Origin of the sequence: Actinoplanes lutulentus (assembly GCF_003259845.1) — a bacterium.
GTDB lineage: Bacteria > Actinomycetota > Actinomycetes > Mycobacteriales > Micromonosporaceae > Actinoplanes > Actinoplanes lutulentus.
The window spans coordinates 216,662-240,652 of the sequence record NZ_QLMJ01000015.1 but is presented as its reverse complement, the minus strand read 5'-3'; the positions used below and the strand labels follow the sequence as shown (position 1 = coordinate 240,652).

At 69.5% G+C, this 23,991-nt stretch carries 30 protein-coding genes; 14 read left to right on the top strand and 16 right to left on the bottom strand.

Features of this window, described 5'->3' with window-relative positions:
* Nucleotides 1-32: 32 nt before the first annotated feature.
* From B0I29_RS29450 to B0I29_RS29425, 6 genes are all read right to left on the bottom strand, one after another.
* A complete protein-coding gene (locus B0I29_RS29450) occupies nucleotides 33-713 on the bottom strand; it encodes a GntR family transcriptional regulator (protein ID WP_111652357.1) in 681 nt (226 codons plus the stop codon).
* Entirely contained in the window at nucleotides 710-1,513 is an 804-nt protein-coding gene (locus B0I29_RS29445; RefSeq protein WP_111652356.1) for a sulfurtransferase, read from the bottom strand. The genes B0I29_RS29450 and B0I29_RS29445 overlap by 4 nt, the downstream gene beginning before the upstream one ends.
* Nucleotides 1,510-2,838 carry an LLM class flavin-dependent oxidoreductase gene (locus B0I29_RS29440; RefSeq protein WP_111652355.1) on the bottom strand — a complete coding sequence of 443 codons (1,329 nt, stop codon included), beginning with the start codon at nucleotides 2,836-2,838 and terminating at the stop codon, nucleotides 1,510-1,512. Before B0I29_RS29440 ends, B0I29_RS29445 begins: the two co-directional genes overlap by 4 nt.
* Nucleotides 2,838-3,632 (bottom strand): hydroxyethylthiazole kinase, encoded by a 795-nt coding sequence (thiM, locus tag B0I29_RS29435; protein WP_111652408.1) that lies wholly within the window; start codon nucleotides 3,630-3,632, stop codon nucleotides 2,838-2,840. Before thiM ends, B0I29_RS29440 begins: the two co-directional genes overlap by 1 nt.
* Before the next feature lie 151 nt (nucleotides 3,633-3,783).
* The gene (locus tag B0I29_RS29430) at nucleotides 3,784-4,935 is read right to left on the bottom strand and encodes a PP2C family protein-serine/threonine phosphatase (protein WP_111652354.1); all 1,152 of its coding nucleotides are present in this window, start codon (nucleotides 4,933-4,935) and stop codon (nucleotides 3,784-3,786) included.
* The gene (locus B0I29_RS29425) at nucleotides 4,874-5,647 is read right to left on the bottom strand and encodes a hypothetical protein (RefSeq protein WP_111652353.1); all 774 of its coding nucleotides are present in this window, start codon (nucleotides 5,645-5,647) and stop codon (nucleotides 4,874-4,876) included. The genes B0I29_RS29430 and B0I29_RS29425 overlap by 62 nt, the downstream gene beginning before the upstream one ends.
* A gap of 76 nt (nucleotides 5,648-5,723) precedes the next feature.
* Between B0I29_RS29425 and B0I29_RS29420 the strand changes: the two genes are divergently transcribed.
* From B0I29_RS29420 to B0I29_RS29390, 7 genes are all read left to right on the top strand, one after another.
* Nucleotides 5,724-6,692 carry a LysR family transcriptional regulator gene (locus B0I29_RS29420; RefSeq protein ID WP_111652352.1) on the top strand — a complete coding sequence of 323 codons (969 nt, stop codon included), beginning with the start codon at nucleotides 5,724-5,726 and terminating at the stop codon, nucleotides 6,690-6,692.
* 93 nt (nucleotides 6,693-6,785) lie between these two features.
* Nucleotides 6,786-7,934 carry an LLM class flavin-dependent oxidoreductase gene (locus tag B0I29_RS29415; protein WP_111652351.1) on the top strand — a complete coding sequence of 383 codons (1,149 nt, stop codon included), beginning with the start codon at nucleotides 6,786-6,788 and terminating at the stop codon, nucleotides 7,932-7,934.
* Entirely contained in the window at nucleotides 7,931-8,431 is a 501-nt protein-coding gene (locus B0I29_RS29410; protein ID WP_111652350.1) for a flavin reductase family protein, read from the top strand. The genes B0I29_RS29415 and B0I29_RS29410 overlap by 4 nt, the downstream gene beginning before the upstream one ends.
* A 12-nt stretch (nucleotides 8,432-8,443) precedes the next feature.
* Nucleotides 8,444-9,397, top strand: a complete 954-nt coding sequence (locus tag B0I29_RS29405; RefSeq protein WP_111652349.1) for an aliphatic sulfonate ABC transporter substrate-binding protein — start codon at nucleotides 8,444-8,446, stop codon at nucleotides 9,395-9,397.
* Nucleotides 9,394-10,215 (top strand): ABC transporter permease, encoded by an 822-nt coding sequence (locus tag B0I29_RS29400; RefSeq protein WP_111652348.1) that lies wholly within the window; start codon nucleotides 9,394-9,396, stop codon nucleotides 10,213-10,215. The genes B0I29_RS29405 and B0I29_RS29400 overlap by 4 nt, the downstream gene beginning before the upstream one ends.
* Nucleotides 10,188-10,904, top strand: a complete 717-nt coding sequence (locus B0I29_RS29395) for an ABC transporter ATP-binding protein (protein ID WP_111652347.1) — start codon at nucleotides 10,188-10,190, stop codon at nucleotides 10,902-10,904. The genes B0I29_RS29400 and B0I29_RS29395 overlap by 28 nt, the downstream gene beginning before the upstream one ends.
* Nucleotides 10,905-11,236: 332 nt before the next feature.
* Nucleotides 11,237-11,863 carry a GyrI-like domain-containing protein gene (locus B0I29_RS29390; protein WP_111652346.1) on the top strand — a complete coding sequence of 209 codons (627 nt, stop codon included), beginning with the start codon at nucleotides 11,237-11,239 and terminating at the stop codon, nucleotides 11,861-11,863.
* Here B0I29_RS29390 and B0I29_RS29385 read toward each other — a convergent pair.
* The 3 genes from B0I29_RS29385 to B0I29_RS29375 all read right to left on the bottom strand — a co-directional run bounded on the left by B0I29_RS29385 (nucleotide 11,793) and on the right by B0I29_RS29375 (nucleotide 13,847).
* Nucleotides 11,793-12,404, bottom strand: a complete 612-nt coding sequence (locus B0I29_RS29385) for a TetR/AcrR family transcriptional regulator (RefSeq protein WP_111652345.1) — start codon at nucleotides 12,402-12,404, stop codon at nucleotides 11,793-11,795. The genes B0I29_RS29390 and B0I29_RS29385 overlap by 71 nt on opposite strands.
* Nucleotides 12,397-13,227, bottom strand: coding sequence for an alpha/beta fold hydrolase (locus B0I29_RS29380; RefSeq protein WP_111652344.1), 831 nt, complete (start codon nucleotides 13,225-13,227; stop codon nucleotides 12,397-12,399). Before B0I29_RS29380 ends, B0I29_RS29385 begins: the two co-directional genes overlap by 8 nt.
* 62 nt (nucleotides 13,228-13,289) lie before the next feature.
* Nucleotides 13,290-13,847, bottom strand: a complete 558-nt coding sequence (locus B0I29_RS29375) for a TetR/AcrR family transcriptional regulator (RefSeq protein ID WP_111652343.1) — start codon at nucleotides 13,845-13,847, stop codon at nucleotides 13,290-13,292.
* A gap of 96 nt (nucleotides 13,848-13,943) precedes the next feature.
* Between B0I29_RS29375 and B0I29_RS29370 the strand changes: the two genes are divergently transcribed.
* The gene (locus B0I29_RS29370) at nucleotides 13,944-14,855 is read left to right on the top strand and encodes an NmrA/HSCARG family protein (RefSeq protein WP_111652342.1); all 912 of its coding nucleotides are present in this window, start codon (nucleotides 13,944-13,946) and stop codon (nucleotides 14,853-14,855) included.
* Here the strand turns inward: B0I29_RS29370 and B0I29_RS29365 are convergent.
* Together B0I29_RS29365 and B0I29_RS29360 are read right to left on the bottom strand one after the other, a co-directional pair.
* A complete protein-coding gene (locus tag B0I29_RS29365; protein WP_181558026.1) occupies nucleotides 14,848-15,243 on the bottom strand; it encodes a DUF2750 domain-containing protein in 396 nt (131 codons plus the stop codon). The genes B0I29_RS29370 and B0I29_RS29365 overlap by 8 nt on opposite strands.
* 43 nt (nucleotides 15,244-15,286) lie before the next feature.
* Nucleotides 15,287-17,236: a purple acid phosphatase family protein gene (locus B0I29_RS29360; protein ID WP_111652340.1), complete on the bottom strand. Its 1,950-nt coding sequence runs from the start codon at nucleotides 17,234-17,236 to the stop codon at nucleotides 15,287-15,289.
* 108 nt (nucleotides 17,237-17,344) lie between these two features.
* On the opposite strand from B0I29_RS29360, the gene B0I29_RS29355 reads away from it, so the two are divergent.
* The 5 genes from B0I29_RS29355 to B0I29_RS29335 all read left to right on the top strand — a co-directional run bounded on the left by B0I29_RS29355 (nucleotide 17,345) and on the right by B0I29_RS29335 (nucleotide 19,961).
* A complete protein-coding gene (locus B0I29_RS29355; RefSeq protein ID WP_111652339.1) occupies nucleotides 17,345-17,530 on the top strand; it encodes a hypothetical protein in 186 nt (61 codons plus the stop codon).
* Between the two features lie 59 nt (nucleotides 17,531-17,589).
* The gene (locus B0I29_RS29350; protein ID WP_111652338.1) at nucleotides 17,590-18,360 is read left to right on the top strand and encodes a sulfite exporter TauE/SafE family protein; all 771 of its coding nucleotides are present in this window, start codon (nucleotides 17,590-17,592) and stop codon (nucleotides 18,358-18,360) included.
* Nucleotides 18,357-18,935 (top strand): cadmium resistance transporter, encoded by a 579-nt coding sequence (locus tag B0I29_RS29345; protein WP_111652337.1) that lies wholly within the window; start codon nucleotides 18,357-18,359, stop codon nucleotides 18,933-18,935. Before B0I29_RS29350 ends, B0I29_RS29345 begins: the two co-directional genes overlap by 4 nt.
* A gap of 166 nt (nucleotides 18,936-19,101) precedes the next feature.
* Nucleotides 19,102-19,641 carry a hypothetical protein gene (locus B0I29_RS29340; RefSeq protein WP_111652336.1) on the top strand — a complete coding sequence of 180 codons (540 nt, stop codon included), beginning with the start codon at nucleotides 19,102-19,104 and terminating at the stop codon, nucleotides 19,639-19,641.
* Nucleotides 19,638-19,961: a carboxymuconolactone decarboxylase family protein gene (locus tag B0I29_RS29335; RefSeq protein ID WP_111652335.1), complete on the top strand. Its 324-nt coding sequence runs from the start codon at nucleotides 19,638-19,640 to the stop codon at nucleotides 19,959-19,961. The genes B0I29_RS29340 and B0I29_RS29335 overlap by 4 nt, the downstream gene beginning before the upstream one ends.
* Before the next feature lie 27 nt (nucleotides 19,962-19,988).
* Here the strand turns inward: B0I29_RS29335 and B0I29_RS45970 are convergent, their stop codons facing one another.
* From B0I29_RS45970 to B0I29_RS29315, 4 genes are all read right to left on the bottom strand, one after another.
* Nucleotides 19,989-21,098: a hypothetical protein gene (locus tag B0I29_RS45970; protein WP_181558025.1), complete on the bottom strand. Its 1,110-nt coding sequence runs from the start codon at nucleotides 21,096-21,098 to the stop codon at nucleotides 19,989-19,991.
* A 146-nt stretch (nucleotides 21,099-21,244) separates the two neighbouring features.
* The gene (locus B0I29_RS29325; RefSeq protein ID WP_220091422.1) at nucleotides 21,245-21,589 is read right to left on the bottom strand and encodes a hypothetical protein; all 345 of its coding nucleotides are present in this window, start codon (nucleotides 21,587-21,589) and stop codon (nucleotides 21,245-21,247) included.
* Nucleotides 21,576-21,875, bottom strand: a complete 300-nt coding sequence (locus B0I29_RS29320; RefSeq protein ID WP_111652334.1) for a hypothetical protein — start codon at nucleotides 21,873-21,875, stop codon at nucleotides 21,576-21,578. Before B0I29_RS29320 ends, B0I29_RS29325 begins: the two co-directional genes overlap by 14 nt.
* A gap of 9 nt (nucleotides 21,876-21,884) precedes the next feature.
* Nucleotides 21,885-22,187: a hypothetical protein gene (locus B0I29_RS29315; protein ID WP_111652333.1), complete on the bottom strand. Its 303-nt coding sequence runs from the start codon at nucleotides 22,185-22,187 to the stop codon at nucleotides 21,885-21,887.
* A gap of 242 nt (nucleotides 22,188-22,429) precedes the next feature.
* Between B0I29_RS29315 and B0I29_RS29310 the strand changes: the two genes are divergently transcribed.
* Complete coding sequence (locus B0I29_RS29310; RefSeq protein ID WP_111652332.1) at nucleotides 22,430-23,317, top strand: cyclase family protein; 888 nt, start codon at nucleotides 22,430-22,432, stop codon at nucleotides 23,315-23,317.
* Here the strand turns inward: B0I29_RS29310 and B0I29_RS29305 are convergent.
* Entirely contained in the window at nucleotides 23,314-23,847 is a 534-nt protein-coding gene (locus tag B0I29_RS29305) for an SUKH-4 family immunity protein (RefSeq protein ID WP_181558024.1), read from the bottom strand. The two genes, B0I29_RS29310 and B0I29_RS29305, sit on opposite strands and share 4 nt — an antisense overlap.
* Nucleotides 23,848-23,991: the final 144 nt, after the last annotated feature.

Below are 23,991 nucleotides of genomic sequence, written 5' to 3'. Positions count from 1 at the left end.
TCCGTGGGCGCGGCGGCGCCGAATCACCTGGTTCAGCGCCAGCCGGCCGCGGTGGAGTCGGGGGCGGTCAGGTCGGCGGCCATCCGGGCGATGAGCTGGCTGACCCGGGTGTCGCGGTCGTGGGCGGCGTGTTCCAGGCTGACGGTCCGTGCGGCGGCGGCATCACCGGCGCGGATGGCGTCCAGCAGCGCGGCGTGCTCGGCGAAGCTGGGTCCGAAGTCGCGGGCGCCGCCCGGGGTGTTCCACGGCGCGGAGACCTTCACCTGCGCCTCGATCGTGCGCAGCAGCGTGGTGATGGTCCGGTTGTGCGCGGCGTTGCGGACGGCGTCGTGGAAGTGGTTGAACAGCCGCCGCACCTCGGCCGGGTCGTCGGTGGCCTGCGAGCGGTCGTGCAGGTCCTGCAGCCGGGCCAGGTCGATCGGGGTGGCGCGGGTGGCCGCGGCGTACGCGGCCGAGGACTCCAGGATGGCCCGGGTCTCGAAGATCTCCAGGATCTCCTCGTCGCCGCGGCGGCGGATCTCGAACCCGCGCCGGCCGGAGACCAGCAGCCCGTCCTGTTCGAGCAGCGCGAGCGCCTCCCGAACCGGGGTGCGGGAGACCGCGAACTCCTCGCTGAGCGTCTGCGGGATGAGCGGATCGCCGGCGGCATAGTGGCCGTGCGTGAGCCGTTCGAGCAGCGTGCGGTACACCGTGTCGCGGGCGTTCACCGTCATCGGCCCATGCTAAGCGGGCGGCTCGGGTCGGCCCGCCACTGCGTGAGCGAGCCGTCGTAGAGCCGCGGCCGGGGCAGTCCGGCGGCGTCCAGGGCCAGGATCAGCCCGGCCGCGTTGATGCCGCCGCCGCAGTAGACGATCGCGTCCGAGCCGAGCGCGGCGCCCCTCTCCCGAGTGGCATCGAGGTCGATCGTTCCGTCGGCGCGGAGCAGCTCGGCATAGGGGAGGCTTCCGCTGCCGGGAATATGACCGGCTTCGTAGACCTCACGGCGGAGAGCACAGACAAGCTGCCCGGGATACTCCTGGCGGGACGTCACAAGGACCTCGGAAAGGTCGGCGGTGACCGGCCCCGGCTCGTGCAGGGTCAGCGTCCCGGTCGCGGCCGGAGCCGACGGATGTCCGCTTTCGACCGGGAGACCGGAGGCGATCCACAACGCCAGCCCACCGTCCAGCACGCTCACCGATGGGTGGCCGTGAATGGTCAGCAGCCACCACACCCGGGCGGCCCACGCGCCACCGTTGCGGTCGTACACGACCACGGGGGCGTTATCGCGTACCCCTGCGCTCTGGGCTGTCTCGCGCAGGTGCGCGAGTGACGGCAGTGAGAAGGGGTGGGCAGCGGCCGGGTCGGAGAATCCGGTGAAGAGGTCCGCGAAGCGGGCGCCGGGAATGTGCGCTTCGGCAAAAGCGTCACTGCCAGGAGCAAAACCGCCTTGGGTACGGTCGATGGACGCGTCCAGCAGCACGATGTCGTCGCGGTGCTCGCGCAGCCACGCGGGGCTGACCAGCGGAGTCGTCATGATCGGCGAGCTTTCCACTCGCCGCGGGCCGGGCGGGGGAGGCCGAGGTTGTCCCGCAGCGTCGAACCCTCGTAGGACGTGCGGAAGAGGCCTCGGCGCTGGAGTTCCGGGACGACCTCGGCGACGAAGTCCTCGAACGCGGCCGGCACGTGGGTGGCCTGGATGACGAAACCGTCGGCGGCACCGGCGTCGACCCACTGCTGGATCGTGTCGGCGATGTCGGCTGCCGAGCCGATCAGGCTGCCCTCGGTGCGGGCGCCGTACCAGCGGCCGATCTGCGCGACGGTCAGCTTCTCCCGCTCGGCGAACTCGACGACCTCGCGGTAGTGGCCCTCGACGCCGACCTCGTCGAGGGTGGGCAGCGGACCGTCCGGGTCGTATTTCGTGAGGTCCACGTTGACGTGGTACGCCAGGCGGGACAGTCCGGCCTCGACCGAGACCAGGTCGGCGAAGGCCTCGTGCCTGGCGAGCGCGTCCTGCACGTCGCGGCCGATCACCGGGGTGGCGGCCGGCAGGATCACCAGGTTGTCCGGGTCGCGGCCGTGCGCGGCGGCGCGTGCCTTCACGTCGGTGTAGAACGCGACGGCCGACTCCAGGGACTCGTGACTGCAGAAGATCACGTCGGCCCAGCGGGCGGCGAAATCCCGGCCCGGCTCGCTGGCGCCGGCCTGGATGATCACCGGGTATCCCTGCGGCGGCCGGGGCACGCTGAGCGGGCCCTGCACCCGGAAGTGGTCGCCGTCGTGGTCGATCGCCTCGACCGACTCGGGGCGGCCGAAGACACCGGACTCCCGGTCGGCGACGATCGCGTCGTCCGCCCAGCTGTCCCAGAGCCGGGTGGTGACCTCGAGGAACTCCTCGGCCCGGGCGTACCGCTGCGGGCGTGGCGGCAGTTTCGGCTGGCCGAAGTTCTGCGCCTCGGCGTCCTGGAAGCTGGTCACCACGTTCCAGCCGGAGCGGCCACCGGTGAGGTGGTCGATCGTGGCGAACTCGCGGGCCACGTTGTACGGCTCGTGATAGCCGGTCGACACGGTCGCGGCCACCCCGAGATGGGTGGTGACCGCGGCCATCAGCGAGATGACCGGTACCGGGTCGAGCCGTGGTGTGCCCGAACCCCACTTCACCGCCGGGGCGAAGGAACCGCCGAGGCTGCGCGGGACCGCGAGGGCGTCCGGCACGAACGCGAAGTCGAACAGGCCCTGCTCCAGGACCTGGGCGATGCGCACGTAGTGGGCGGCGGTGAGGAACCGCGGGGAGGCGTCGGGATGCCGCCAGCCCGCGGTGCCCTGGACGCCGGCGTTGAGGAAGGCGCCGAGGTGGATCATCAGTTGCTTTCGTCGGTGTCATTCAGCAGGGACAACTCGTCTACCAGGGCCACCGCGAACGCGCCGGTTCCCTTCGTCCGGGCGCCGGCCCGCTCGGCGGCCTCGGCGTAGGCGGCGTGCGCCACGACCGCGCCCTGCAACGCGTCACCGGTGGCGAAGACCGCGGCGGCGGTCAGCGAGCCGAGCGCACACCCCGCGCCGGTCACCCTGGTCAGGCGTACGTCACCGCCGGGGACCTCGACGGTACGGTGACCGTCCGAGATGTAGTCGACCGGTCCGCTGACCGCCACGACAGCGCCGATCCGGGCGGCGAAATCGGAGACGGCGGCGACCGCGTCGGCCGAGTTGACGGTCGTCTCGACGCCCTTGCCGGTGGCCTCGCCACCCGCGAGGGCGATCAGTTCGCTGGCGTTGCCCCGGATCACGGCGGGACGGAACTCCAGCAGCGAACGCACGAAGTCGTCGTACGCGGCCGCGCCGGCGCCGACGGCTACCGGGTCGAGGACCCACGGTGTGCCCGCCTCATGGGCGGTGCGTGCCACGGTCCGCAGTGATTCCTCGTCGCTGCTCATCAGCGAGGCCGTGTTGATCCAGACCGCGCTCGCGCCGGCCGGGAACGTGGTGGTCCAGTCCGACGCGGCGCCGATCGCGGGTCCGGCGCCGGCGGCGAGCAGGACGTTGGCGCTGAGGTTGGCCGCGATGTAGTTCGTCAGCCCGTACACGAAGGGGCCGGTCTCGGCGATCCGCGCGTATCCCTCGCGAACGGCCGGGTCCTTCCAGGTTGCCACTGTCATCGTCATCGCTCCGCTTGATCGGGGTACCTCGTCGGTCTGCATACTGCTGCATACAACCGGAGCGAGACTACGCCTGGCGGGTGTTTTTGCTGATGACAGAGATCTCATTCCTATCTTTCCTTGCTGGGAGATAGGATATGCGGCTCCTGGCTCAGTGGCGTTGCCATTGGAGCATGGCGGCGGTGGCGTCGTCGCGTAATTCGCCGTCCTCGTAAGAGACGATCGTCTGGATCAGGCGGCGCATCGTTTCCGGGGCGGGATTGCCGTGGCTCAGGGCGTCCAGCATGAACGCGCCCAGCCGGTCGGCGCCGAACAGCTCGCCGGACGCGTCGCGTGCCTCGGTGATGCCGTCGGTGTACAGGACCAGCGAGTCACCGGGTTCGAGCTGCTGCGCCACCACCTGCGGGCGCCGGGTGACCATGTGGCCGAGGCCGAGCGGCAGTGCGTTCGGGGTGGGCAGCGAGGGCAGGACCCGGCCGTCGCGCAGGAAGAGCTCGGCGGGGTGCCCGGCGCTGATCCGCCGATAGACGCCGGTCGCGATGTCCAGCTCGGCAACGAGCGCGGTGACGAACGCGCCCGGGTACTGCGCGCGGATCCACTTGTCGATCGACCGGCAGGTGTCGACCAGCGACAGCCCGGACCGGCGGGCGTTGCGGTACGTGTTCAGCGTCAGCGTGGTCAGCGCACTCGCACTGATCCCGTGGCCGACCGTGTCGAAGAGCGCGACGTGCAGGGTGTCGCCGTTCGCCGCGTAGTCGAACGCGTCGCCGCCGACGTCGTAACAGGGTTCGAGGACGGCGGTGACCATCGTTCCGTCGACAGCGAACGTCAGCGGCGGCAGCTGGTTCCAGATGATCTCCGCGGCGAGCTGCATCGGCATCCGCCGCCGGGTGTGCTCGACCGCGTCACCGTAGAAGCGCCGGCTCGCGATCAGCTCGGCGACCAGGGCGGCGATCACTTCGAGGTCGTGCCGGGCCTCGTCCGTCGGGGGTGTTTTCAGCTCGAATTCGAGGACGCCGAGCCGTTCGGCGCCGTGCAGCAGCGGCAGCCACAGGAAACCGGCGTCCCACTGGTGCCGCGCGGTGGTGAAGGCCTGTCCGGCGAGGCTGCCCTCCACCGGCAGTGAGGTCGTTGTTCCGCGGAACGGGTGCAGCGCGAGCTGTCCGTAATCGATCAGCAGCACGGTGATGGCCTGCGCGTCCAGCAGGGGCGCGGCATTGGCGAGCACCTGCGGCAGGTCCTCAGCCCGGCCACGGTGCCGCAGGTCCATCAGCCGCCGGACGGCCTCCATCGATGCGAGCACCAGACCTACCTACCCACTTGACGACCACGGACAACAGCAGAACCAGTCCGACGATGCTCAACGGGCGCGGTCCCCAGTACATGTAAGGATCCCACGGGATGGCGGGCATGACGTCGGCGCCGTTGAACGCCTGGAATCCGATCACCATGGTGGAGAGGATTCCCGCGGGCGCCGACAATCCGAGGCCCCAGCGGCCGAGCGTGGTGGCACCGGCGCGCCTGCCGACAGCGAAACCCCAACCCGCGCCGGCCAGCCAGGCCGCGGAGGTCACCCATACGACCACTTCAGGGGTACGCCGATAGACGCTGATCTCGATCGTCTCATCGTCGGCGTAAAGACGGGTCATCCACAGCGTCCAGTCCGTCGCGAAGGCCTGCACATCGCCGTCGGGAAGGCGGGTGATGTTCTCCCAGCCCCACTGGGCCAGCACCGGGTCCGCCTCGGGGAACGCGGCGTGTGCCTCGATGATCAGCTGCCCGGCGTAGTAGTCGTCGCCGCCGAAGAAGGCGAACCCGAACCTCTCCTCCTGCACCGACCGTTCCTCGTACTCGGCGATCTGCGGGATCAGGGTGATCTCCACGTCGCGGGCGTCCGGGATCAGCGCCCTGGTGAACGCCTCGCCCCATGCCTTGTCCGGCAGCGCGGGCGCGGTCCGGTGCCAGGCGATCAGCGCGGCCGCCGACCCGAGCCAGGCGCCGGCGATGACCGCCATGAGGCATCCGCAGAGAAGATCGAGCAGTCGTCTCGGCACCGTGGAATCTCCCGCCCCCGTCGAAGTGCAAGATCATATGGGCGGGCCGCGTACGCTCGCGGCGGGGGAGATCGCGGGGGAGGAGACGCCGAGAGTGCGACTGGAGCAGCTGGAGTACCTGATGGCGGTCATCCAGCACGGATCGCTGCGCCGGGCCGGGGAGCAGCTGCACGTGTCGCAGTCGGCGCTCAGCGAGGCGATCAGCACCCTCGAACGGGAACTCGGCGTGCCGCTGCTGGAACGGCACCGGTCCGGGGCGCGGGTGAGCGTGGCCGGCCGTGACCTGCTGCCGATCGTCGCGGAGATCCTCGCCGGGGTCGTACGGCTCAAGACGGCCGCCGGTGATCGCAGCCGGACCATCCGGGTCGGTACCGTCAACGCCGGGACGTCCGCGCTGATGGTGCCCGCGGTCCGCGAGTTCGGCGCCGGGCATCCGAGCACCACCGTCGACGTCGCCACCATGTTCCAGGTCGACATCCAGGACAGCCTCCTGGAAGGCCGGCTCGACGTCGGGCTGATCAACGTGTTCCCCGGTGACGACATCCCGGCGGCCCTGCACCGGACGGCGCTGCTGAACGGTGTGCCTGTGGTCTGCTGCCGCACCGACGACCCGCTCGCCGCGCAGCAGAGCGTCAGCGTGGCCGACCTGCGGCAGCGTCCGTTCGTGGCGATGCGTCCCGGGTATCTGATGCACCGGCTCACCCAGCGGCTGTTCGGGGACGCGCCGCCGCCGGACACGTTCTCCGCCGACGGCGCCGAGATGGGCAAGAGCCTGGTCGCCAGCGGCAGCGGCCCGACGATCCTGCCGGATTACAGCATCGTGGGCGATCCGCTGCACGCCGCCGGGCTGATCACCGTGCGTCCGCTGGCCGAGGAGGTGCCGCCGGTGCTGATGCTGATGCTGCGGCGGCGCTATGACCGGGTGCCGCCGGCCATCGCGGACTTCGAGCAGACGATCCAGCGCCTGGCCGCCGGGGAACCCGAAGCCGATGAGCGATCGGCCTGACCGGGCGGGCGTTCGGCACACCCGTACATAGAAGGTCTTGTTTTTCTCTTTAAAGCCTAGAGACTCTATAGGCATTAGAGAGAAAGGGGCCGCATGAGATTCCACTGGTTCCTGCCGACAAACGGCGGTGACGGCCGGCACGTGGTCGGCGGCGGTCACGGCCTGGCTCCCGGCAGTTCCGGGCGGCCCGCCGACGTGGCCTACCTGACCCAGGTCGCCCGCGCCGCGGAGGACAACGGCTTCACCGCCGCGCTCACCCCGACCGGCGCCTGGTGCGAGGACGCCTGGCTCAGCACCGCGATGCTCAGCCAGACCACCGACCGGCTGAAGTTCCTGGTCGCGTTCCGTCCCGGCGTGGTCTCGCCGTTCCTTGCCGCGCAGATGGCCGGCACCTTCCAGAACATGTCCGGCGGCCGCCTGCTGCTCAACGTCGTGACCGGCGGGGAGAGCCACGAGCAGCGGATGTACGGCGACTACCTGGACAAGGACGCCCGATACCGGCGCTGTGACGAGTTCCTGGAGATCGTCCGGCGGCTGTGGACGGGGGAGACCGTCGACTTTGCGGGCGAGTTCCTGTCCGTCGACGCGGCCTCGCTCGGGCAGATCCCGGACCCGGTCCCGGACATCTACTTCGGCGGATCGTCGCCGGCCGCCGGGATCGTCGCCGCCAAGCACGCCGACGTCTATCTGACCTGGGGTGAGCCGCCGGACGCGGTGGCCAGGAAGATCGCCTGGATCCGGGAGCTGGCCGCTTCCGAGAAGCGGGACCGGCCGATCCGCTTCGGCATCCGGATGCACACCATCACCCGGGACACCGCCGAGGAGGCCTGGGCAGAAGCGGACAGGCTGCTCGCCGGGATCCCGCCGGAGACCATCGCGACCGTGCAGAAAGGCCTGCGCCTCAGCGAGTCCGAGGGGCAGAAGCGGATGATCGCGTTGCACAACGGCTCGACCAGCGACCTGGAGATCTATCCGAACGTCTGGGCCGGCGTCGGCCTGGTCCGCGGCGGCGCCGGCACCGCGCTGGTCGGCAGCCACGAGCAGGTCGCCGACCGGATCGCCGAATACGCGGCGCTCGGCATCGAGGAGTTCGTGCTCTCGGCGTACCCGCACCTGGAGGGCGCGTACTGGTTCGGCGAGGGTGTCCTGCCGATCCTCGCCGAGCGCGGGTTGTGGAAGGACGAGCGGCCACGCCGGCGCACCAGCGCCCGGGTGCCGTTCGCTGCCGCGGGCACCCGATGAGGACCAACCAGGACCTCGACCCGATCCGGCTGCGGCAGGCGTTCGGCGTCTTCCCCAGCGGTGTGGTCGCCGTCGCCGCGGATGTCGACGGCGTCCTGGTCGGGCTGGCCGCCAGCTCGTTCACCTCGGTCAGCCTGGACCCGCCGCTGGTGTCGGTCTCCATCGCGAACACCTCGAAGACCTGGCCCGACCTGCGCCGGGCCAACCATCTCGGCGTGACGATCATGGCGGCGCACCACGACGTGATGTGCCGGCAGCTGGCCGGGCCGGTCGAACACCGCTTCGACGGCGTCACCGCGTCGGTCACCGAGACCGGCGCGGTCACCGTCGACGACGGGCTCGCCAGCTTCGACTGCACGATCTACCGCGAGGTCGAGGCCGGCGACCACACCATCGTGCTGCTGCGGTTGCATGCCGTGCGGCACAGCACCGATCAGACCGGCGGTCCGCTGGTCTTTCACCGATCCGGATTCGGGCGTCTGTTTCCGTACAGTTGAAAGGGTCGTGAAATGCCGACAACCCGGCGCGGTCTTCTGATCGGCACCCTGGGTGCCGCCTTTCTCGCCGGCTGCGGCGACTCCGCCTCCTCGACCGGCGCGAGCTCCGGCGAGCCCGGCAAGCTGCGCATCGGTTACCAGCGCTTCGGCGGTCTGAGCCTGTCCAAGGTGCGCGGCGACGCGCCGGACGCGGAGTGGTCGCTCTTCGAGAGCGGCCCGGCGCTGACCGAGGCGCTCAAGGCCGGCGCGATCGATATCGGACAAACCGGCGAGGCTCCGCCTATCTTTGCCGCCGCCGGCAAGATCAATTTCAAGATCATTGGTACGAGTGAACCCGTCCCTCAGGGCGAGGCCGTGCTCGTGAAAGCGGCAAAGGGGTTCACGAGTTTCGCCGACCTCAAGGGCAAGACGGTCGCGCTGAACAAGGGCTCCAACGTCAACTGGCTGCTCGTCAAACTCCTGGAGCAGTCCGGTCTGGCGATCACCGACATCAACGTCAAGTACCTGAAGCCCGCCGAGGGCCGGCCCGCTTTCGACTCCGATCAGGTCGACGCGTGGATCATCTGGGACCCGTATTTCGCGCTCGCCGAACAGCCCGGTGTGCAGGTGCTCGCCGACGCCACCGGCCTGGCGAACAACCGGGAGTACATCCTGGCCACGCCGGAGGCGGTGACCGGAAAAGCCGAGCTGATCCGTGACTTCCTCGGCAAGTACCGCACGACCACCGACTGGGGCATCGCCAACCCGGCCGAACGCGCCACGATCCTCGCCCCGGAGCTGAAGATCGACGAGCCGACGACGACGCGGGCCCTGGCACGCAGCGCGAAACCACTCGCCGCCATCACTCCGGAGATCGGGGACGAGCTGCAGGTCATCGCGGACGGCTTCACCAAGCTTTCGCTGATCCCGGGCGCGGTGAACATCAAGGAGCGGGTCGACGGGCAGTTCAACGAGGCGTACCTGTGACCACCACGGTTACGCCGCCGGTGGTGTCTCGTCAGGCGCCTCTCCGCCGGCGGATCCGGGGCCAGCGACGGTGGTATCGCCTGGTCAGCCCGGTCGTGCTGCTCGTGGCGTGGGAGGTCGCCTCGCGGACCGGACTGCTCTCCCCGGAGAAGATGCCCGCGCCCAGCGTCGTCGCGGAGACCGGCTGGCGACTGGCCGCGGACGGCTCGCTGACCGTCCACCTGGTCGACTCGCTGACCCGGGCTCTGATCGGACTGGCCATCGGCGGCGGCCTGGCCCTCGTGCTCGGCGCCGCGGCTGCCCTGCTGCGCCTCGGCGACAACGCCATCGACCCGCCCGTCCAGATGGCCCGGATGCTGCCGCACCTCGGCCTCGTCCCGCTGCTGATCATCTGGGTCGGCATCGGCGAGGAGCTGAAGATCAGCCTGGTGGCGCTGGGCAGCTTCTTCCCGCTGTACTTCAACTTCTACTCCGGCATCCGCGACATCGACCAGCGCCTGGTCGAAGCCGCCAAGACGTGTGGCCTCAACCAGTGGCAGCGGCTGCGGCACGTGGTGCTGCCCGGCGCGCTGCCGTCGCTCTTCCTCGGCCTGCGGCTCGCCATCGGCGCGGCCTGGCTCAGCCTGGTGGTCGGCGAACAGGTCAACGCACAGACCGGCATCGGCTTCCTGATGATGGAAGCCCGCGAGTTCTCCCAGACCGACGTGGTCGTTTTCGGACTGCTCGTCTACGCCCTGCTCGGCCTGCTCTCGGACGTGCTGATCCGGATCGCGGAACGGAGGACCCTCGCATGGCGACGCGGCCTGCAAGCGACGTGATCGTCTCGGTCACCGGCCTGCACCGATCATTTGGCGACACTGTCGTCCTGGACGGCGCCGACCTGACGGTCGCGCGCGGCGAAGTGGTCGCGCTCCTCGGTGGCAGCGGCTCCGGCAAGAGTACGTTGCTGCGCGCCTTGGCCGGGTTGGACGACTCGGCTTTCGGCGCCATCGACGTGCCCTCGCACTTCGGCGTGGTGTTCCAGGAGCACCGGCTGCTGCCGTGGAAGCGGGTCGTGGACAACGTGGCGCTGGGACTGCGAGGCGCTGACGTGCGCCGCCGGGCTCTGGAGGCGCTGGCCGAGGTGGGCCTGGAAGATCGGGGCGACGCCTGGCCGGCCGAGTTGTCCGGCGGGCAGGCCCAGCGGGTCGCGGTGGCGCGGGCGCTGGTCCGCGAGCCGTCGCTGCTGCTGTTGGACGAGCCGTTCGGGGCGTTGGACGCGCTGACCCGGTTGCGGATGCAGCAGCTGCTGGAGCGGTTGAGGGTGCGGCACGGATTCGCGGCGCTGCTGGTGACGCACGACGTGGACGAGGCGTTGCTGCTGGCCGACCGGGCTCTGGTTCTGGAGGGCGGCCGCATCGCCGAGGAGTTCGAGGTGACCCTGCCGAAGCCGCGCCACCAGGACGACCCGGGCTTCGGCGGCCTGCGGCGGCACCTGCTGGAGAGGCTCGGCGTCCCCGCCACGTGAGGCACAGAGCTCCTGTATTTCTTCCACGCCACCGCCGAGGGCCGCGCGGTCGCCACGGAGGAGACCCTGGCCTTCATCACCGACGCGCGGCTGCCGCTGCTGGTCGGCGTCGCCAACCTGCCTCTGCTGTCGCCGGAGCAATATCGAGCGGCGCTGCACGCCCGGCTGGAGCAGGTCGAGGCGAAGATCGCCCAGGTCCGGGCCGCGCGGCAGCCGGGGATGCCGTTCGCGGCCCATGAAGTGTTCGATTACTCCCTGAGCCTCCTGGAGGCAGAGAGGCAATGGCTCGCGAGTAGTAGCAGAAGCGTCAGCGACCGAGCCCCAGGTGCCCCATGACTGACAAGGTCGACTTCAAGAAGACCCTTGACGGCTACAAAGCCCGCCAGGGCCAGTTCCGGCTGATCGACGTGCCCGACACGCGGTATCTGATGGCCGACGGCCATGGCGACCCGAACACCTCACCGGACTTCGCCGCCGCGGTCGAAGCGCTGTATCCCCTCGCGTACAAAATGAAGTTTCTCAGCAAACGCGAGCTCGGCCGCGACTATGTCGTTCCGCCCCTGGAGGGTCTGTGGTGGGCCGGTGACATGGATGCCTTCACCACGGCGCGGGACAAGTCGCTGTGGGACTGGACGTTGATGCTGATGGTCCCGGACTGGATCGACCCGAGCCTGGTCCCGGCCGACGAGAAGGTCAGGCTGCAGACGCTGTCCGAGGGGAAGTGCGTGCAGACGCTGCACGTCGGATCGTTCGACGACGAGGCCGGTGTGCTCGCCCGGCTGCACGACGAGGTCATTCCCGGACAGGGACTGCGGATGACCGGCACCCACCACGAGATCTACCTCAGCGACGCCCGCAAGGTCGCGCCGGAGAAGCGGCGCACCATCCTCAGGCAACCGGTGGCTGATGGAACTGGCGCTCCGAGCCTTCGGCCGGGCCGCTCCGCAGACCCGCGATGAGGGTCTCGACGAGGAAATCGAAGCTGCGGTCGACGTCGCGGGGCAACCCGAAACCGCCGGCTGCCTCGATCGTGGCGAAACCGTGAAGCGTGGAGCGCAGCACCCGGGCCGCGTCGACGGCGTGTGTGCCGCGTAACTCGAAGCCGGCGAGGACGTCGTACATGATCTGCATGACCACGTCGTTCACCCGCCGGTGCTCCTCGTCCTCGGCGCTGGTTCCGGGTGCGCGGACCGTGGCGGCGTACCGGCCCGGGTGGGCCAGGGCCCAGCGGCGATAGGTGGTGGCGAACGCGCGTACCGCGTCCGGGCCGGACTGGCCGACGGCGGCGCGGGAGACCGCTTCGCCGAACTCGCGGGTGGCCTGGATGGCGACGCCGCGGCGCAGCGCGTCCAGGGAGTCGACGTGTTTGTAGAGCGACGGCGTCCGTACGCCGACCCGCTCGGCCAGCAGAGCCATGGTCAGGTTGGCGAGCCCCACCTCGTCGGCGAGCGCCGCGCCGGCGGTGATGACCGCGTCCGGGGCCAGACCGGCCCTAGGCACGCGCGTGCGCCGTCAGGAACGTGAGCATCAGGGCCACCGTCTCGTCGGGGTACTGGACGTGCGGGTAGTGCCCCGCACCTTCGATCATCTCAAGCCGGGCCAGACCGTCCGGAATGGCCGCCGCGATCGCCTCGCCCTCGGCGCGCGGGTCCACCCAGTCCGGGTCGAGTGAGCCCTCGATGATCAGGGCCGGGCAGCGTACGTTGCCGAGCTGGGCTCCGGCGTCGGCCGGCGAGGACTGGGTCATCTTCGTCAGTGCCTTCATCCGGCCGGGCTCGCGCAGCATGGCGTCGATGCCGGCCAGGTTGGCGGCCCAGTCGGCCGGCTTCTTGCCCGGGTACGCGGCGTCGAGGTAGCCCTTCCAGGACGACAGGCTGCCGAGCATGGTGCCGGCCAGCTTGAGCGTTCCTTTCCGGTACGCCCCGTGCCGCAGATCGCCGAGCTTGAAGGACTGCGCCTTGGTGAACGGCGCCAGCTCGATGATGCCGGTGATCAGCTCGGGTGCCTGGGCGGCCGCGATGGTGGCCGCACCACCGGAGATCGAGTGACCGACCAGCACGGCCGGCCCACCGAGGTGCCGGATCAGCGCGAGGAGGTCACCGGCCATGTCGGTGCGGCTGTAGGACGGCCACTCCGCGCTGGATTCGCCGGAGCCGCGCAGGTCAGCGACGGCGACCCGGTAACCGGCGTCCACGAGGCGGGGCGCGACGAACCGGTACGCGTCCCGGCCGTTGCCGATCCCGGGCGCGAGGACGACGAGGGGTCCGGCGCCGGTCACGTCGTACGCGATAGTTCCGCCGTCAACGGTCAGAAACGAGGTCATGACAAGCCTCCCAAGTTTGGCTAAGTGCGTTAGCTATAAGCTAATGCCGTTAGCCAGAAACGTCAAGCCGGCCCGCTCACGCCGTTGATGGTCAAGTCGAGCAGGCGTTTCGCCTGGTCCACGCCGTCCGGATGATGCTCGGTGGCCAGCGCGATCCCGGTGATCAGATCGAGCAGGTCGGCGATGGTGACACCCGGCGCCAGTCCGCCGCCGGCCACCGCGCGTGCCACCAGCGGCCCCCCGGCCTCGCTCAGCCGCGCGCTGGCGCAGAACTCGCCCGCGTCGGCGAGGTGCCCCCGGTTGAGCGCCTCGGCCACCCCTCGGGTGGTGGCCGCGAACGACAGCACGGCACCGAGCCACTCCAGCAGCGCGGCCGGGCTGTCCGGCCGCCCGGCCAGTTCCCGTGCCCGGTCGGCCAGGGTGTCCATCCGCTTGCGGAACACCGCTTCGAGCAGGGCGTGCCGGGTCGGGAAATGCCTGCGTACGGTGCCGGAACCGACTCCCGCCGTGCGGGCGATCTGCTCCAGGGAAGCGTCGGCGCCCTGGTCGGCGACCGCTTGTTCGGCAACCGCCAGCAGCAGGGCGTAGTTGCGGCGGGCATCCGCGCGCTGGCCGGCCATCCGGTCTCCTGGGGGTTTGCTAAGTGGCGGGGTCCGCCGTATCTTAGCGCTGAAGAAGCGGCGGGCCCCGCCACTTATCTGAGCAAGGGGAGAGTCATGTCCGCACCCGTTCTCGTCGTAGGCGCCACCGGACAACAGGGCGGTGCGACCGCCCGAGCTCTGCTGAAGGCCGGCATCCCGGTGCGGGCGCTGGTCCGCGACCCCGGCACCGATCGCGCGAAAGCAGTCGCCGCCCTCGGCGCCGACCTGGTCATCGGCGACCTGAAGGACAACGCCTCGCTGGTCGGCGCGGCCACCGGCACCCGGGCCGTCTTCTCGGTGCAGATGGCCGAGGTGGTCGGCGGCGTATTCGACTTCGACGGCGAACTGAGGCAGGCGGCCAACCTGATCGAAGCCGCCCGGTCCGCCGGAGTGCCGCAGTTCGTGCACACGTCCGTGTCGGGCTCCGACCGGCTCACCACCGCACCCGGTTATGACCAGGGCCGGTGGAAGCCCTTGGAGCCGTACTACGCGGCAAAGGGTGGCATCGAGGAACGCGTACGGAATGCGGGTTTTCCGCAGTGGACCGTGATCAAGCCGGCGTTCTTCATGGAGAACTTCCTGCTGTCGGCCGCTTACCTGCTGCCTCGTGGCGTCGAGGGCGGCATCGCGACGGTCGTCAAGCCGTCGACGCGGCTCTCGCTCATCGCGGTCCATGACATCGGCGTCACGGCCGCCGCGGCCATCGGTGACCCGCGGCGGTTTCACGAGGTGGAGCTGGAGCTGGCCGGCGACTACCTGCCGATGACCGATATCGCCCAGGTGCTGTCACGCACTCTCGGTGCACCGATCACCGCGCCCGACATGACCGAGGAGGAGGCCCTGGCGGCGGGCATGCCGCCCTATGCGGGCCTCCCGATGGACCTCATGAACGTCGCCGGTCAGCCCGCACGCCCGGAATTCGCCCGAGCCCTCGGCATCCCGCTGACCTCGTTCGCCAGCTGGGCGCAGCGGAACATGACTAGTTGAGGCGCAGCGCCGCTGTCATCCGCGCGCGGAACTCCGCCAGGGTGAGCTTCGCCGCGATCCGGTCCTCGACCGGGAAGATCGCGATGAGAGCGTCGTCCTCCTCCAGCTGCGGCAGCCACTCCGTCAGGAACGCGTCGACCGGGATCCGCACCGCGTGCTCCCCGTCGACCTCACCCGCGTTCTCCAGCCGCGCCACCGCCGCGTAGGGCCAGACCGGCAGCAGCGTGCGCCGCTCGCCGTCCTCGGTGAACAGGATCTCGTCCTCGTCACCCCACACCCACAGTGATCCCTCACCGGCGAGGATCTCGAACGTCTTGGCCACGCGGGCCGCCTCGTCCAGCCCGCGAAGCCGATCCGCCTGGCCCCGCGAGATGTCATCCCGTGCCACTTGACCACCTATTTCCGTCTTCACCCCGATAACCGCGCTGATCCTAGCCGGGTGACACCTTCCCGGCTCCGGCCGTCCGGACCAGGGTGATCCGGTCGATCTCGGTGAACGGCTGCCTGCTGCCGGGCAGCGCGTCCGCGAGGCACCGCACCGTCATCGACGTCCGTGCCCCGCGTGCCGCCGGTACCACGTCGATCGCGGCGAACGCGTAGTTGTCGTAGCGCACCTGCGACCAGTCGACCGTTTCCGGAATCCGGATCCCGGACGGGTGCCCGGCCGCTTTCACCACCTGTTTCTCCGCCGACCACCGGTAGCTGTTGACGATGTTCTCGGTGTTGTTCTCCAGTTTGTTCGCCCCGCCCGGCGGCCGATATCCGCGATAGCGCTGCCCGGCCGGCAACGATTGCGGCCCCGACGCCGTCACGCCGGCCGGCGGTGGCGCCGCCGGGCCCGGCGCCCGCCGGAACGGATAACGCGGCCGTCCACCGGAACCCACACAGAGGTACGTGACCCCGTCGGCCGCCGGCGAAATGGTGGAACCGTCCGGCGCCGATCGGGTCCGTTTCCCGTTCCGGATCGGATCGGTGCGTTCGAGCAGGTGGTTGTGCCCCTGCACGACCAGGTCCACCTGGAATCGGCTGAACAACGGGTCCAGCGCCTCGCGGACCCCGCCGTCGGACGCGTGATTGTCGGACGTCGCATATGCGCAGTGGTGCAGGAACGCGACGACGAAATCGATGTCCGGGCGCTCACCGCGCCATTCCTTGAGGGTACGTTTCAGCCAGCTCACCTGGGCGCCGCCGGAGTACCCGGTGTTCGTCTGCAGCTCGCCGGAGAGTTCGTTGGCGTCGAGCGAGATGACGCCGACGTTGCCGTAGACGAACCGGTACACCGACGGGCACGTGTGCGGCCCGTTCGACGGGAAATCGAGGCGTTGCACCAGGCCGGCGTACCCGTGGGCCGGGCTGTCGCCGAGGAACCGGGTGTTGCCGTACAACGGTTCCATGTCGTGGTTGCCGGTCGCGAACATGAACGGCGAGAAGGCCGCCAGGGGCTCGATCTGATTCAGGAACACATCCCAGACGTACGGGTTGAAGAGGTTCCTGCCCTTCGGAGCGATGCGCGTCAATGCCGTGGTGTCGTCGGCGGGCAACCCGGATCCGGACGGATTGGCGTAACAGATGTCCCCGGCGAGCAGGGTGAACACCGGCTTCTGGGTGGCGAGCAGCAGCGTCTGGGTGAGGGCCGGCCGTTTGTCGGTGCCGTTCACACCCGCCACCGGATCGTCGGGCAGGTACGAGTTGTCGTCGAACACCCCGGGCGGCCAGGTCCCTTTGGCGGCCGTCACCGACGCCGGATTCTTTCCCCAGGCGAATGCCGGATCGGTCGGCGCCGTGTTGGTGCCGACGTCGGCGAAAGCGGTGAACGTGAACGGCGCCGCGACCGCCGGGCCACGGGCCGGTGCGGTCGAGAAGTGGGCCTCGCCGCTGACGGTTCCGTCGGAGAGCCGGATCCGATAGTGATGGACGGCTCCGGGGCTCAGCCCGTCGATTTTCGCCTTCAGATAGAACTGGCTGCCGATCGGGCCCCCGGGGATCGCATATTGTCCGGTCAGGTGCCGGATATCGGCTTCGATACGCGTACCGAATTGTCCTGGGGTTGATCCGACCTCGACGTATGCTCGCAGATCTCGCGGCAGTGAGCCGGTTTTGCTGACCAGTTGCGCGGTGACCGCCATGGCCGGGCGCAGGGCGCCGTCGGCGCCCGGCAGGAATGACAGATGGCGGCCGGAAACGACGACACCGGCCGGTCCCGCGCTGCCACCACCGGCGGCGAAAGCGGCGCTGGCCAGGTGAAACTGGGCGTACGCGTAACCGCCGGCGCCGGCCATCACGGCGCGGAGCAGCGAGCGGCGGCTGACCCGTTCACGAGCGAGCCGGCCGGCGTTCCATGCGCTGTATTCGTCCATGGTCAGGGACTTCACGTTTGTCATCGTGGCCCGGCAGGCGAGCCGGCTTCACCAAATGCCCGGAATGTCGGAAAACTGTTTGCCGTCCGGACACCCTGGGTAACCGGCTGGGGATCATGAAAGGAGACACTCATGCCCGATCCTGATAAGTACCCGCCGCTCGATCCCGGTGTGCCGATCCCGGACGACCCTGGTGAGCTGTCGCCGGACAACCCCGATCCGCTCCCGCCACCACCGCCGGAGGCGGTCCCGGAGCCGATCTCGCCGGACCCGGGGCCGGTGGGGCCGGATCCGGACGCTGTTCCTGAGCCTGCTTGATCCTCGTTGAGGCCGGGTCGTCGTCGGCCCGGCCTCAACGTCTTATTTAGGCTGGCGCGGTGCCTGAGCTGACCGCCTTCCTCGCCGGTCTACTCATCTCGATCGTGACGTCACCGGTCGGGGTCTCCGGCGCCGTGTTTTTGCTTCCGGTCCAGCTCAGCGTGCTGCACGTACCCAACCCGGCGGTGACGCCGACGAACCTGCTCTACAACGTCGTGGCGGGCCCGGGCGCACTGCTGCGATACCGCCGCAACGGCCAGCTCACCGGCCCGCTGGCCCGCCTGCTGATCGCCGGAACCGTGCCCGGCGTCGTCGCCGGCGCTGTCATCCGCGTCTTCGCCATCCCCGGCCCGCAGGTGTTTCGCCTGGTCGCGGCGGCGGTGCTGCTCCCGCTCGGGCTGTGGCTGTGCGCGCGAGCCATCCGCGCCGGCGTCCCGGACCGGCCGCCGCTGTCCCGCCGCAGTGTCCTCGGCCTCAGCGTCGCGACCGGCGCGGTGGGCGGGATCTACGGCATCGGCGGCGGCTCGATCCTCGGCCCGCTGCTGGCCGGCCGCGGCACCCCGATGAGCCAGATCGCCCCGGCGGCCCTGGCCTGCACGTTCGTGACGTCCATCGCCGGGGCCGCGACCTACGGCGTGTTGTCGCTGGGCACCGACGGCGACATCGCGCCGCACTGGACGGTCGGCCTGCTCAGCGGGCTGGGTGGCCTGATCGGCGGTTATCTGGGCGCGCGGCTGCAGCCCTACCTGCCGGAGCGGGCGTTGCGGCTGCTGCTGGGCGCGATCGCCACCGCACTGGCCGTCGTCTATCTCGTCCAAGGACTCCGATGAACCCGGGCATGATCGGGCAGGCCGTGGGCCTCTTCGCCGTCACCAACATCGACGACATCGTCATCCTCGCGCTGTTCTTCGCTCAGGGCGCCGGTGCTCCGAGGTCCACCCGCACTATCGCCGCAGGTCAGTACCTCGGGTTCACCGGCATTCTCGTGGTCGCGGTGGCCGCCGCGTTCGGCGCGACGTTCCTTCCCGCGCCGGTCATTCCGTATCTCGGACTGTTGCCGCTCGCCCTGGGCATCAAGGCCGCGATCCAGTCCTGGCGGCACGGCAACGACGAGTTCTCGCCCGGCGAGCGTGGTCCGGGGATCTTCGATGTGGCCGCCGTGACGTTCGCCAACGGCGGCGACAACATCGGCGTCTACGTCCCGGTCTTCGCCACGTCGGGCGTGGCCGTCTACGTGATCGTCTTCCTGGTGTTGGTGGCGGTCTGGGTGGCTGCGGGCCGCTTCTTCGCCACCCGCCCGGTGATCGCGAAGGCTCTCAGCCGCTGGGGCCACATCCTGCTACCGATCGTGCTGATCGGCATCGGCCTGCTCATCCTGATCGAGGGCGGCGCCTTCGGGCTGTGAGCTTCCTTCGCCTGGTGACGGCACCACGTTGCCGAAGGTGCGGCCCACCGTCCGACTGACGCCCCCTCAGCAGCGACGCAAGCAGTCAGTTGACGGACGGGCGGCCGGAAACCGTGGGAACTATCGACTCCGACAGCAAACACCGCAGCGGCTGAAGGAGAACGTCATGTCCGTGACCATCCTTGAAGACCTGGTCCTGTCCCACTCCGCCGAGGTCGTCGAGGTCCAGGCGCCGTTCGACAAGGTGAACATCGAAGCGTGGCTCAAGGCCCTGCCGGACAAGGAATACCAGCGCTGCGCCCCCGGCGACCACAAGGCCGCCGGCTACACCGTCGACGACGACGGCACCCCCATGTCGATCAACGTGGAGATGATCGGCACCGGCCTGGTGATCCAGCACTACCGGTACGAGCAGGCCGGCCCGCACTACTGCAGGATGGTCTCCACCTCGGACGTGCTGACCCCGAACGGCTGGACCAACGTCCAGGTGATCTGGGAGCTCAAGATGGAACAGATCGACGGCGACAACCTGCGGTACACCAACACGGTGACCTCGCACCCCACCGAGGAGATGCTGAAGATGGTCGCGGAACACGGCGGCACCTTCGAGCAGGCCGCCGCCGCCCGCCAGGAGGCCTCCGGCGCGCACAACAAGCGCGAGACCCCGCTCTTCGCCGCCAGCATCGTCCGGGCAGCGACCGCATGAGAATCGAATCCCCGCGCGAGGCCGCGAGCCACTTCACGCCGGAGTTGACGGCGCTGATCGAGGATCCGCTGTATTCGGAACGGGTGTGGGCCGACCCACGCCTCAGCCCCCGCGACCGCAGCATCGCCACCCTCGGAGCGATAGTGGCTCTGTATCGCCCGGATGAGTTGCGAGCCCAGCTGCACCGCGCGGTCGACAACGGCCTGACGCTGGAGGAGATCTCCGCGTTGATCACCCACACGGCCTTCTACGGCGGTTTCCCCGCGGCGATCTCGGCGTCGGTGATCGCCCACGAGGTCCTGAGCCCCGACCACCATTGAGACGCGGACGCCTGGCCGGCGGTGACGTCACCGGCCAGGCGCCTCGGAAACAACGGGTCCCAAAGAAGGAAACCGCACCCGCAGCTCGGCAAGGAACGACCGGTAGTGATCAGTCCCATGGGCACACGCGGCCGCATAAACCGCGTTGATCGCGCCGACGAGCGGGTTGGCTGCCGCGGCGGCGAACAGAGCGGGCATGGCGACGTGCTGCTGCGACATCTCCATGACGGGCTCCTCGGGAAGGAGCCTCGGGAGAACCACCGTCGTGAGCTGAATCGCAGGGTCGTCGAGAAGATCCCACACACCGCGCTGGTCCCGGCGTCTCGGGGTGAAGGGTGGTGGGGGTGGATCGCCGGCCTTCACCGCTGCCAGGGCCGCACCGGTCCATGGGAGCACACCGAGGCCGGCGACATCAGCCGCGCGTTCCGCGGCCCACACGGCAACGGACCGGACGGTCTCGCCGTCCGCGTCGCCGAGGTCGAGCGTGAGATCGCGGTCCATCTCGATCAATGGGTTGGCCCACCGCATGGCGGCGCGCAGAGGCGGGCTGGGCCGCCGCTCCTGCGATGGGGCCGTCCTCGGCTTAGCCGTCCTCGTGCGCCGGGGAGAGTTGTCGGCTTTGTGGGATTTGGTCCCGGACTTTAGCCGCGAGTGCGCCCGATGCCAGTAGGCGGCCTCTGTACTGGTCTGCCGGACGATCCGGTCAGGTTCCGGCGGCGCCGGCCAGAACTGGAGCAGACAGGCATCGGCCCGTTCCTCGGTGTGCTCCCGATCGTCGAGGCCGTTGACCTGGTATCGAACCCGGAAGTCGCCGGCGGGCAACGCGAGCAGATAGCTCTCACTGGCATCGAGTTCGGCGAGATGGACGCGTGCGCCGGACGCCGTGAACGACACCTCGACGATCTCCTCGCCGGCATCGTCGAGCGGCGGCTCGGCCTCATGCGACTCGACGCGGAACGGTACCCCACCGGTGTGCGTACCGGTGATCATTTGCAACCAGCCGGCCACGGCCGCGCCACAGAGCCCGTTCCGCTGCCCGCGCCAGACCGCGTCGACGTCGAGTTCGGCGTCCTCGCAGTACACCGACGCCGTCCGGTAGGTGACGAAGACCTGGGGTTCGTCCAGCAGAACGCGCATACCTCTGTTGTCCCACCCCGGGCAGCATCCGGTCCGCGACTCCGCCAAGAAACCGGCCCGCACGTCCCCCCAAGCCGTCCGGCCGGAAAAGCAGCGACATTCTGGGATAGCGGCCCGATGCCGGTCCGTCCGGACGACAGCGATTGTCATCGCTGTTCTCGGGCCTGGCGGCCCTGCTGCCACAGCCGCTCGAACTCCTCTGCCGAAATCGGCCCGATGGGAGGCTCACCATCGGCGGTCGATGTGGGGAAGGGTGCTTCGGGGACGACGCCGTACCGATGTTCATAGGCCTGAACCGCGCCCGGCTCGCCGGAGTCCCGTGCTTCGAGGACCTCGGCGAGTGATGCCGCAGCGAGGAACGTCCGGTCGTGAGCGCGTATCTCGATGTGCCGCGTCGACCATCGCTCGCCGTCGAGTTCGTCGTAGCACCAGAGGTCTTCGTCCGGCCAAGACCACTGGATGTATGTCACCACGGCGTCAGTATCGATCACCGGTAGGCGATTCCATGCTGTTCCGCATGCGGGTGATCGCGGCCAGCAACTCCGCCCTGTGCCCGGCCGCTTTGATCCAGGCCGGCAACCGTTCGATCAGGCTCCGATCACACCCGCCGTAACGACCACGTTCCCGCAGATCAGCACCGACGAAACTGGCGAGCAAATCCAGGTGCGTCGCGTTGTAGGCCCACAACACCCGCCCACCACAACACCTCGCCCGCAGCCACAGCGGCAGCCCGAAATACGCACCCGGATCGGCGAAACGCGAATCGTCAGCGGACACAGCGCTTTCTCAGTTCGAGCCCATCCTGATCAGCGCGTTTCCGCCCAGCATCAGCACATCGGCACCCGCCACCAGCGCCATGCTCAGATACAACCGCCGCGCCGCCATCTCCTGATCGGCGCCAGTCATCCCGCGCACGGCCAGTACCACGGCCGCGAGAACCAGCGGGATTCCGCCGATCAGTGTGTACCCCACCGCCGACGGCGTGTTGCCGCCCGCGACGAGCAGCGACACCATCACGGCCGGGACCAGGCCGAAGAAGACCACGGCCAGTCCCGCATACAGCCTCAGCGGCCCCAACGCATTCGTCACCGGCGAATCTTAGCCGCGCCCGCTTCCGGTCTCAGCAGGCGGGACATATGTTCGGGAGGTGACCGCGTTCTGCCGCCTGCTGAGACCGGAAGCGGGCGCGACCGGCCGGGCGTTCGGCTGCCGGCGGCCGGTGCTGATCCCGGAGTACAGCCAGCTCGGTCACGGGTCGACATCGAGGTCGGGATCGACCTTGAACGCGTACGCTGGTCGCGGTCTGGTGAACCACGCGACCGGAGGCACCGATGACCGCGACCCAGGACGACGTGCTCGGATACTTCGCAACACTGTCGAACTGGGGACGCTGGGGCGACGACGACGAGCGCGGCACCCTGAACCTGATCACCGATGACGTCCGGCTCGCGGCAGCCCGGGCCGTGCGTCACGGCCGCAGTGTGTCCTGCGGGTGGGAGGTCGCCGTCCCGGCCGACATGGAACGGTCGACCACGACCTGCCCGTGCGCCGCAGAGATGCCCGGCGCCGAGAACATGCCGGCCCGCTTCCACGCCGACCGGCGCTGGGGTTTCTCGTCGGAACGGATCGGCATCACGTTCCACGGCAACACCGTCACCCACCTCGACTCGCCGTGTCACATGTATTGGGACGGCACGATGTACAACGGCCGCCCGCACGACATGGTCGACGCCACGACGGGTTCGGGGTGGGCGGCCGTCACCGCGGCAGCGGACGGGATCGTCACCCGGGGTGTCCTGCTGGACGTGGCACAGACTGTTGTCTTCCCCAAAGATCTTGAGGCGGCCGAGCGCCGCCAAGGCGTCCAGGTGCGCTCCGGCGACGCCGTCCTGCTGCGCACCGGCCGGCCCGGCACCGACGGTTTCACCCAGGCCGGCTGGCACGCGTCCTGCCTGCCGTGGCTGCACGACCGCGGCGTCGCACTGATCGGCGCCGACACCCCACAGGACGTGCAGCCGTCCGGTTACGACGCCGTGCTGATGCCGGTGCACGCCGTGGGCCTGGTCGCGATGGGCCTGTGGCTGCTCGACAACTGCGACCTGGAGGCCTGCGCGGCAACCGCCGCCGAGCTGGGCCAATGGGACTTCCAGCTGGCCGTCGCCCCGGTTCGTTTCGCAGGCACCTCCGGCAGCCCGGTCAACCCGATAGCAACCTTCTAATAGAGCCAGCGATCCAGAACGGCCGGCCAGAAGTGCTTCTCGTGACCGCCGTCGCCGACCGCCGGCGGATCCAGCGCCCGGATCTGCTCCAGCAGCGCGGCGATCTCCGCGAACGTCTGCTCCTCCGCCTCCGGGCTCTCATCCCACCGGGCCAGCGCCACCGACCCCGTCACCCAGCTGCCGACCAGATGCAGTGACCACAGCCAATGCACGATCGACGAGTTCACGAACCGCATCCCCGCCTCTGGCGAATGCTCGACCACCGCACCGGTCGCCGCCGCGGCACCATAAACGCGGTCCCGCCCGGCGGAGTGCCCCAGCTGGAACATCGTCGGCATCGTCTGGAACTCCACGACGTCCACCAGGCCGTCGATCATCGGCACGCCACTGTTGACGAGTGCGGCTTTCTGCTGGTCAGGGAGCTGCCAGGTGGCCACTTCCCGCTCGTCGGCGCGTATCACCCGTGCTGCGCCCGCCCAGGTCGCGACCGATTCGAACTCCGGAGGTGTGGGAAGAGCATCGGTAGGCACGGCAGCGAGAATAGTAGGACCGTTCGGTCGATGCTCGCCGATATCATCACGCAGGATGGCATTGTTACCGACATGTGGTTCTTGGCGGCAAAACCCCTGCGGCGAGACCCCACCGGCCCGCTCACGCTCCTTCTTGGGTACGCG

What these genes read in the sequence shown, in the direction of transcription:
- B0I29_RS29380 (WP_111652344.1), bottom strand. Translation starts at nt 13,227, where the DNA reads ATGACCTCGTTTCTGACCGTTGACGGCGGAACTATCGCGTACGACGTG.
- B0I29_RS29390 (WP_111652346.1), top strand. Translation starts at nt 11,237, where the DNA reads ATGACTGACAAGGTCGACTTCAAGAAGACCCTTGACGGCTACAAAGCC.
- B0I29_RS29395 (WP_111652347.1), top strand. Translation starts at nt 10,188, where the DNA reads ATGGCGACGCGGCCTGCAAGCGACGTGATCGTCTCGGTCACCGGCCTG.
- B0I29_RS29360 (WP_111652340.1), bottom strand. Translation starts at nt 17,236, where the DNA reads ATGACAAACGTGAAGTCCCTGACCATGGACGAATACAGCGCATGGAAC.
- B0I29_RS29345 (WP_111652337.1), top strand. Translation starts at nt 18,357, where the DNA reads ATGAACCCGGGCATGATCGGGCAGGCCGTGGGCCTCTTCGCCGTCACC.
- thiM (WP_111652408.1), bottom strand. Translation starts at nt 3,632, where the DNA reads ATGACAGTGGCAACCTGGAAGGACCCGGCCGTTCGCGAGGGATACGCG.
- B0I29_RS29445 (WP_111652356.1), bottom strand. Translation starts at nt 1,513, where the DNA reads ATGACGACTCCGCTGGTCAGCCCCGCGTGGCTGCGCGAGCACCGCGAC.
- B0I29_RS29335 (WP_111652335.1), top strand. Translation starts at nt 19,638, where the DNA reads ATGAGAATCGAATCCCCGCGCGAGGCCGCGAGCCACTTCACGCCGGAG.
- B0I29_RS29310 (WP_111652332.1), top strand. Translation starts at nt 22,430, where the DNA reads ATGACCGCGACCCAGGACGACGTGCTCGGATACTTCGCAACACTGTCG.
- B0I29_RS29355 (WP_111652339.1), top strand. Translation starts at nt 17,345, where the DNA reads ATGCCCGATCCTGATAAGTACCCGCCGCTCGATCCCGGTGTGCCGATC.
- B0I29_RS29440 (WP_111652355.1), bottom strand. Translation starts at nt 2,838, where the DNA reads ATGATCCACCTCGGCGCCTTCCTCAACGCCGGCGTCCAGGGCACCGCG.
- B0I29_RS29405 (WP_111652349.1), top strand. Translation starts at nt 8,444, where the DNA reads ATGCCGACAACCCGGCGCGGTCTTCTGATCGGCACCCTGGGTGCCGCC.
- B0I29_RS29410 (WP_111652350.1), top strand. Translation starts at nt 7,931, where the DNA reads ATGAGGACCAACCAGGACCTCGACCCGATCCGGCTGCGGCAGGCGTTC.
- B0I29_RS29425 (WP_111652353.1), bottom strand. Translation starts at nt 5,647, where the DNA reads ATGGCGGTCATCGCCGGCGCCTGGCTCGGGTCGGCGGCCGCGCTGATC.
- B0I29_RS29375 (WP_111652343.1), bottom strand. Translation starts at nt 13,847, where the DNA reads ATGGCCGGCCAGCGCGCGGATGCCCGCCGCAACTACGCCCTGCTGCTG.
- B0I29_RS29370 (WP_111652342.1), top strand. Translation starts at nt 13,944, where the DNA reads ATGTCCGCACCCGTTCTCGTCGTAGGCGCCACCGGACAACAGGGCGGT.
- B0I29_RS29340 (WP_111652336.1), top strand. Translation starts at nt 19,102, where the DNA reads ATGTCCGTGACCATCCTTGAAGACCTGGTCCTGTCCCACTCCGCCGAG.
- B0I29_RS45970 (WP_181558025.1), bottom strand. Translation starts at nt 21,098, where the DNA reads ATGCGCGTTCTGCTGGACGAACCCCAGGTCTTCGTCACCTACCGGACG.
- B0I29_RS29420 (WP_111652352.1), top strand. Translation starts at nt 5,724, where the DNA reads ATGGGCGGGCCGCGTACGCTCGCGGCGGGGGAGATCGCGGGGGAGGAG.
- B0I29_RS29450 (WP_111652357.1), bottom strand. Translation starts at nt 713, where the DNA reads ATGACGGTGAACGCCCGCGACACGGTGTACCGCACGCTGCTCGAACGG.
- B0I29_RS29415 (WP_111652351.1), top strand. Translation starts at nt 6,786, where the DNA reads ATGAGATTCCACTGGTTCCTGCCGACAAACGGCGGTGACGGCCGGCAC.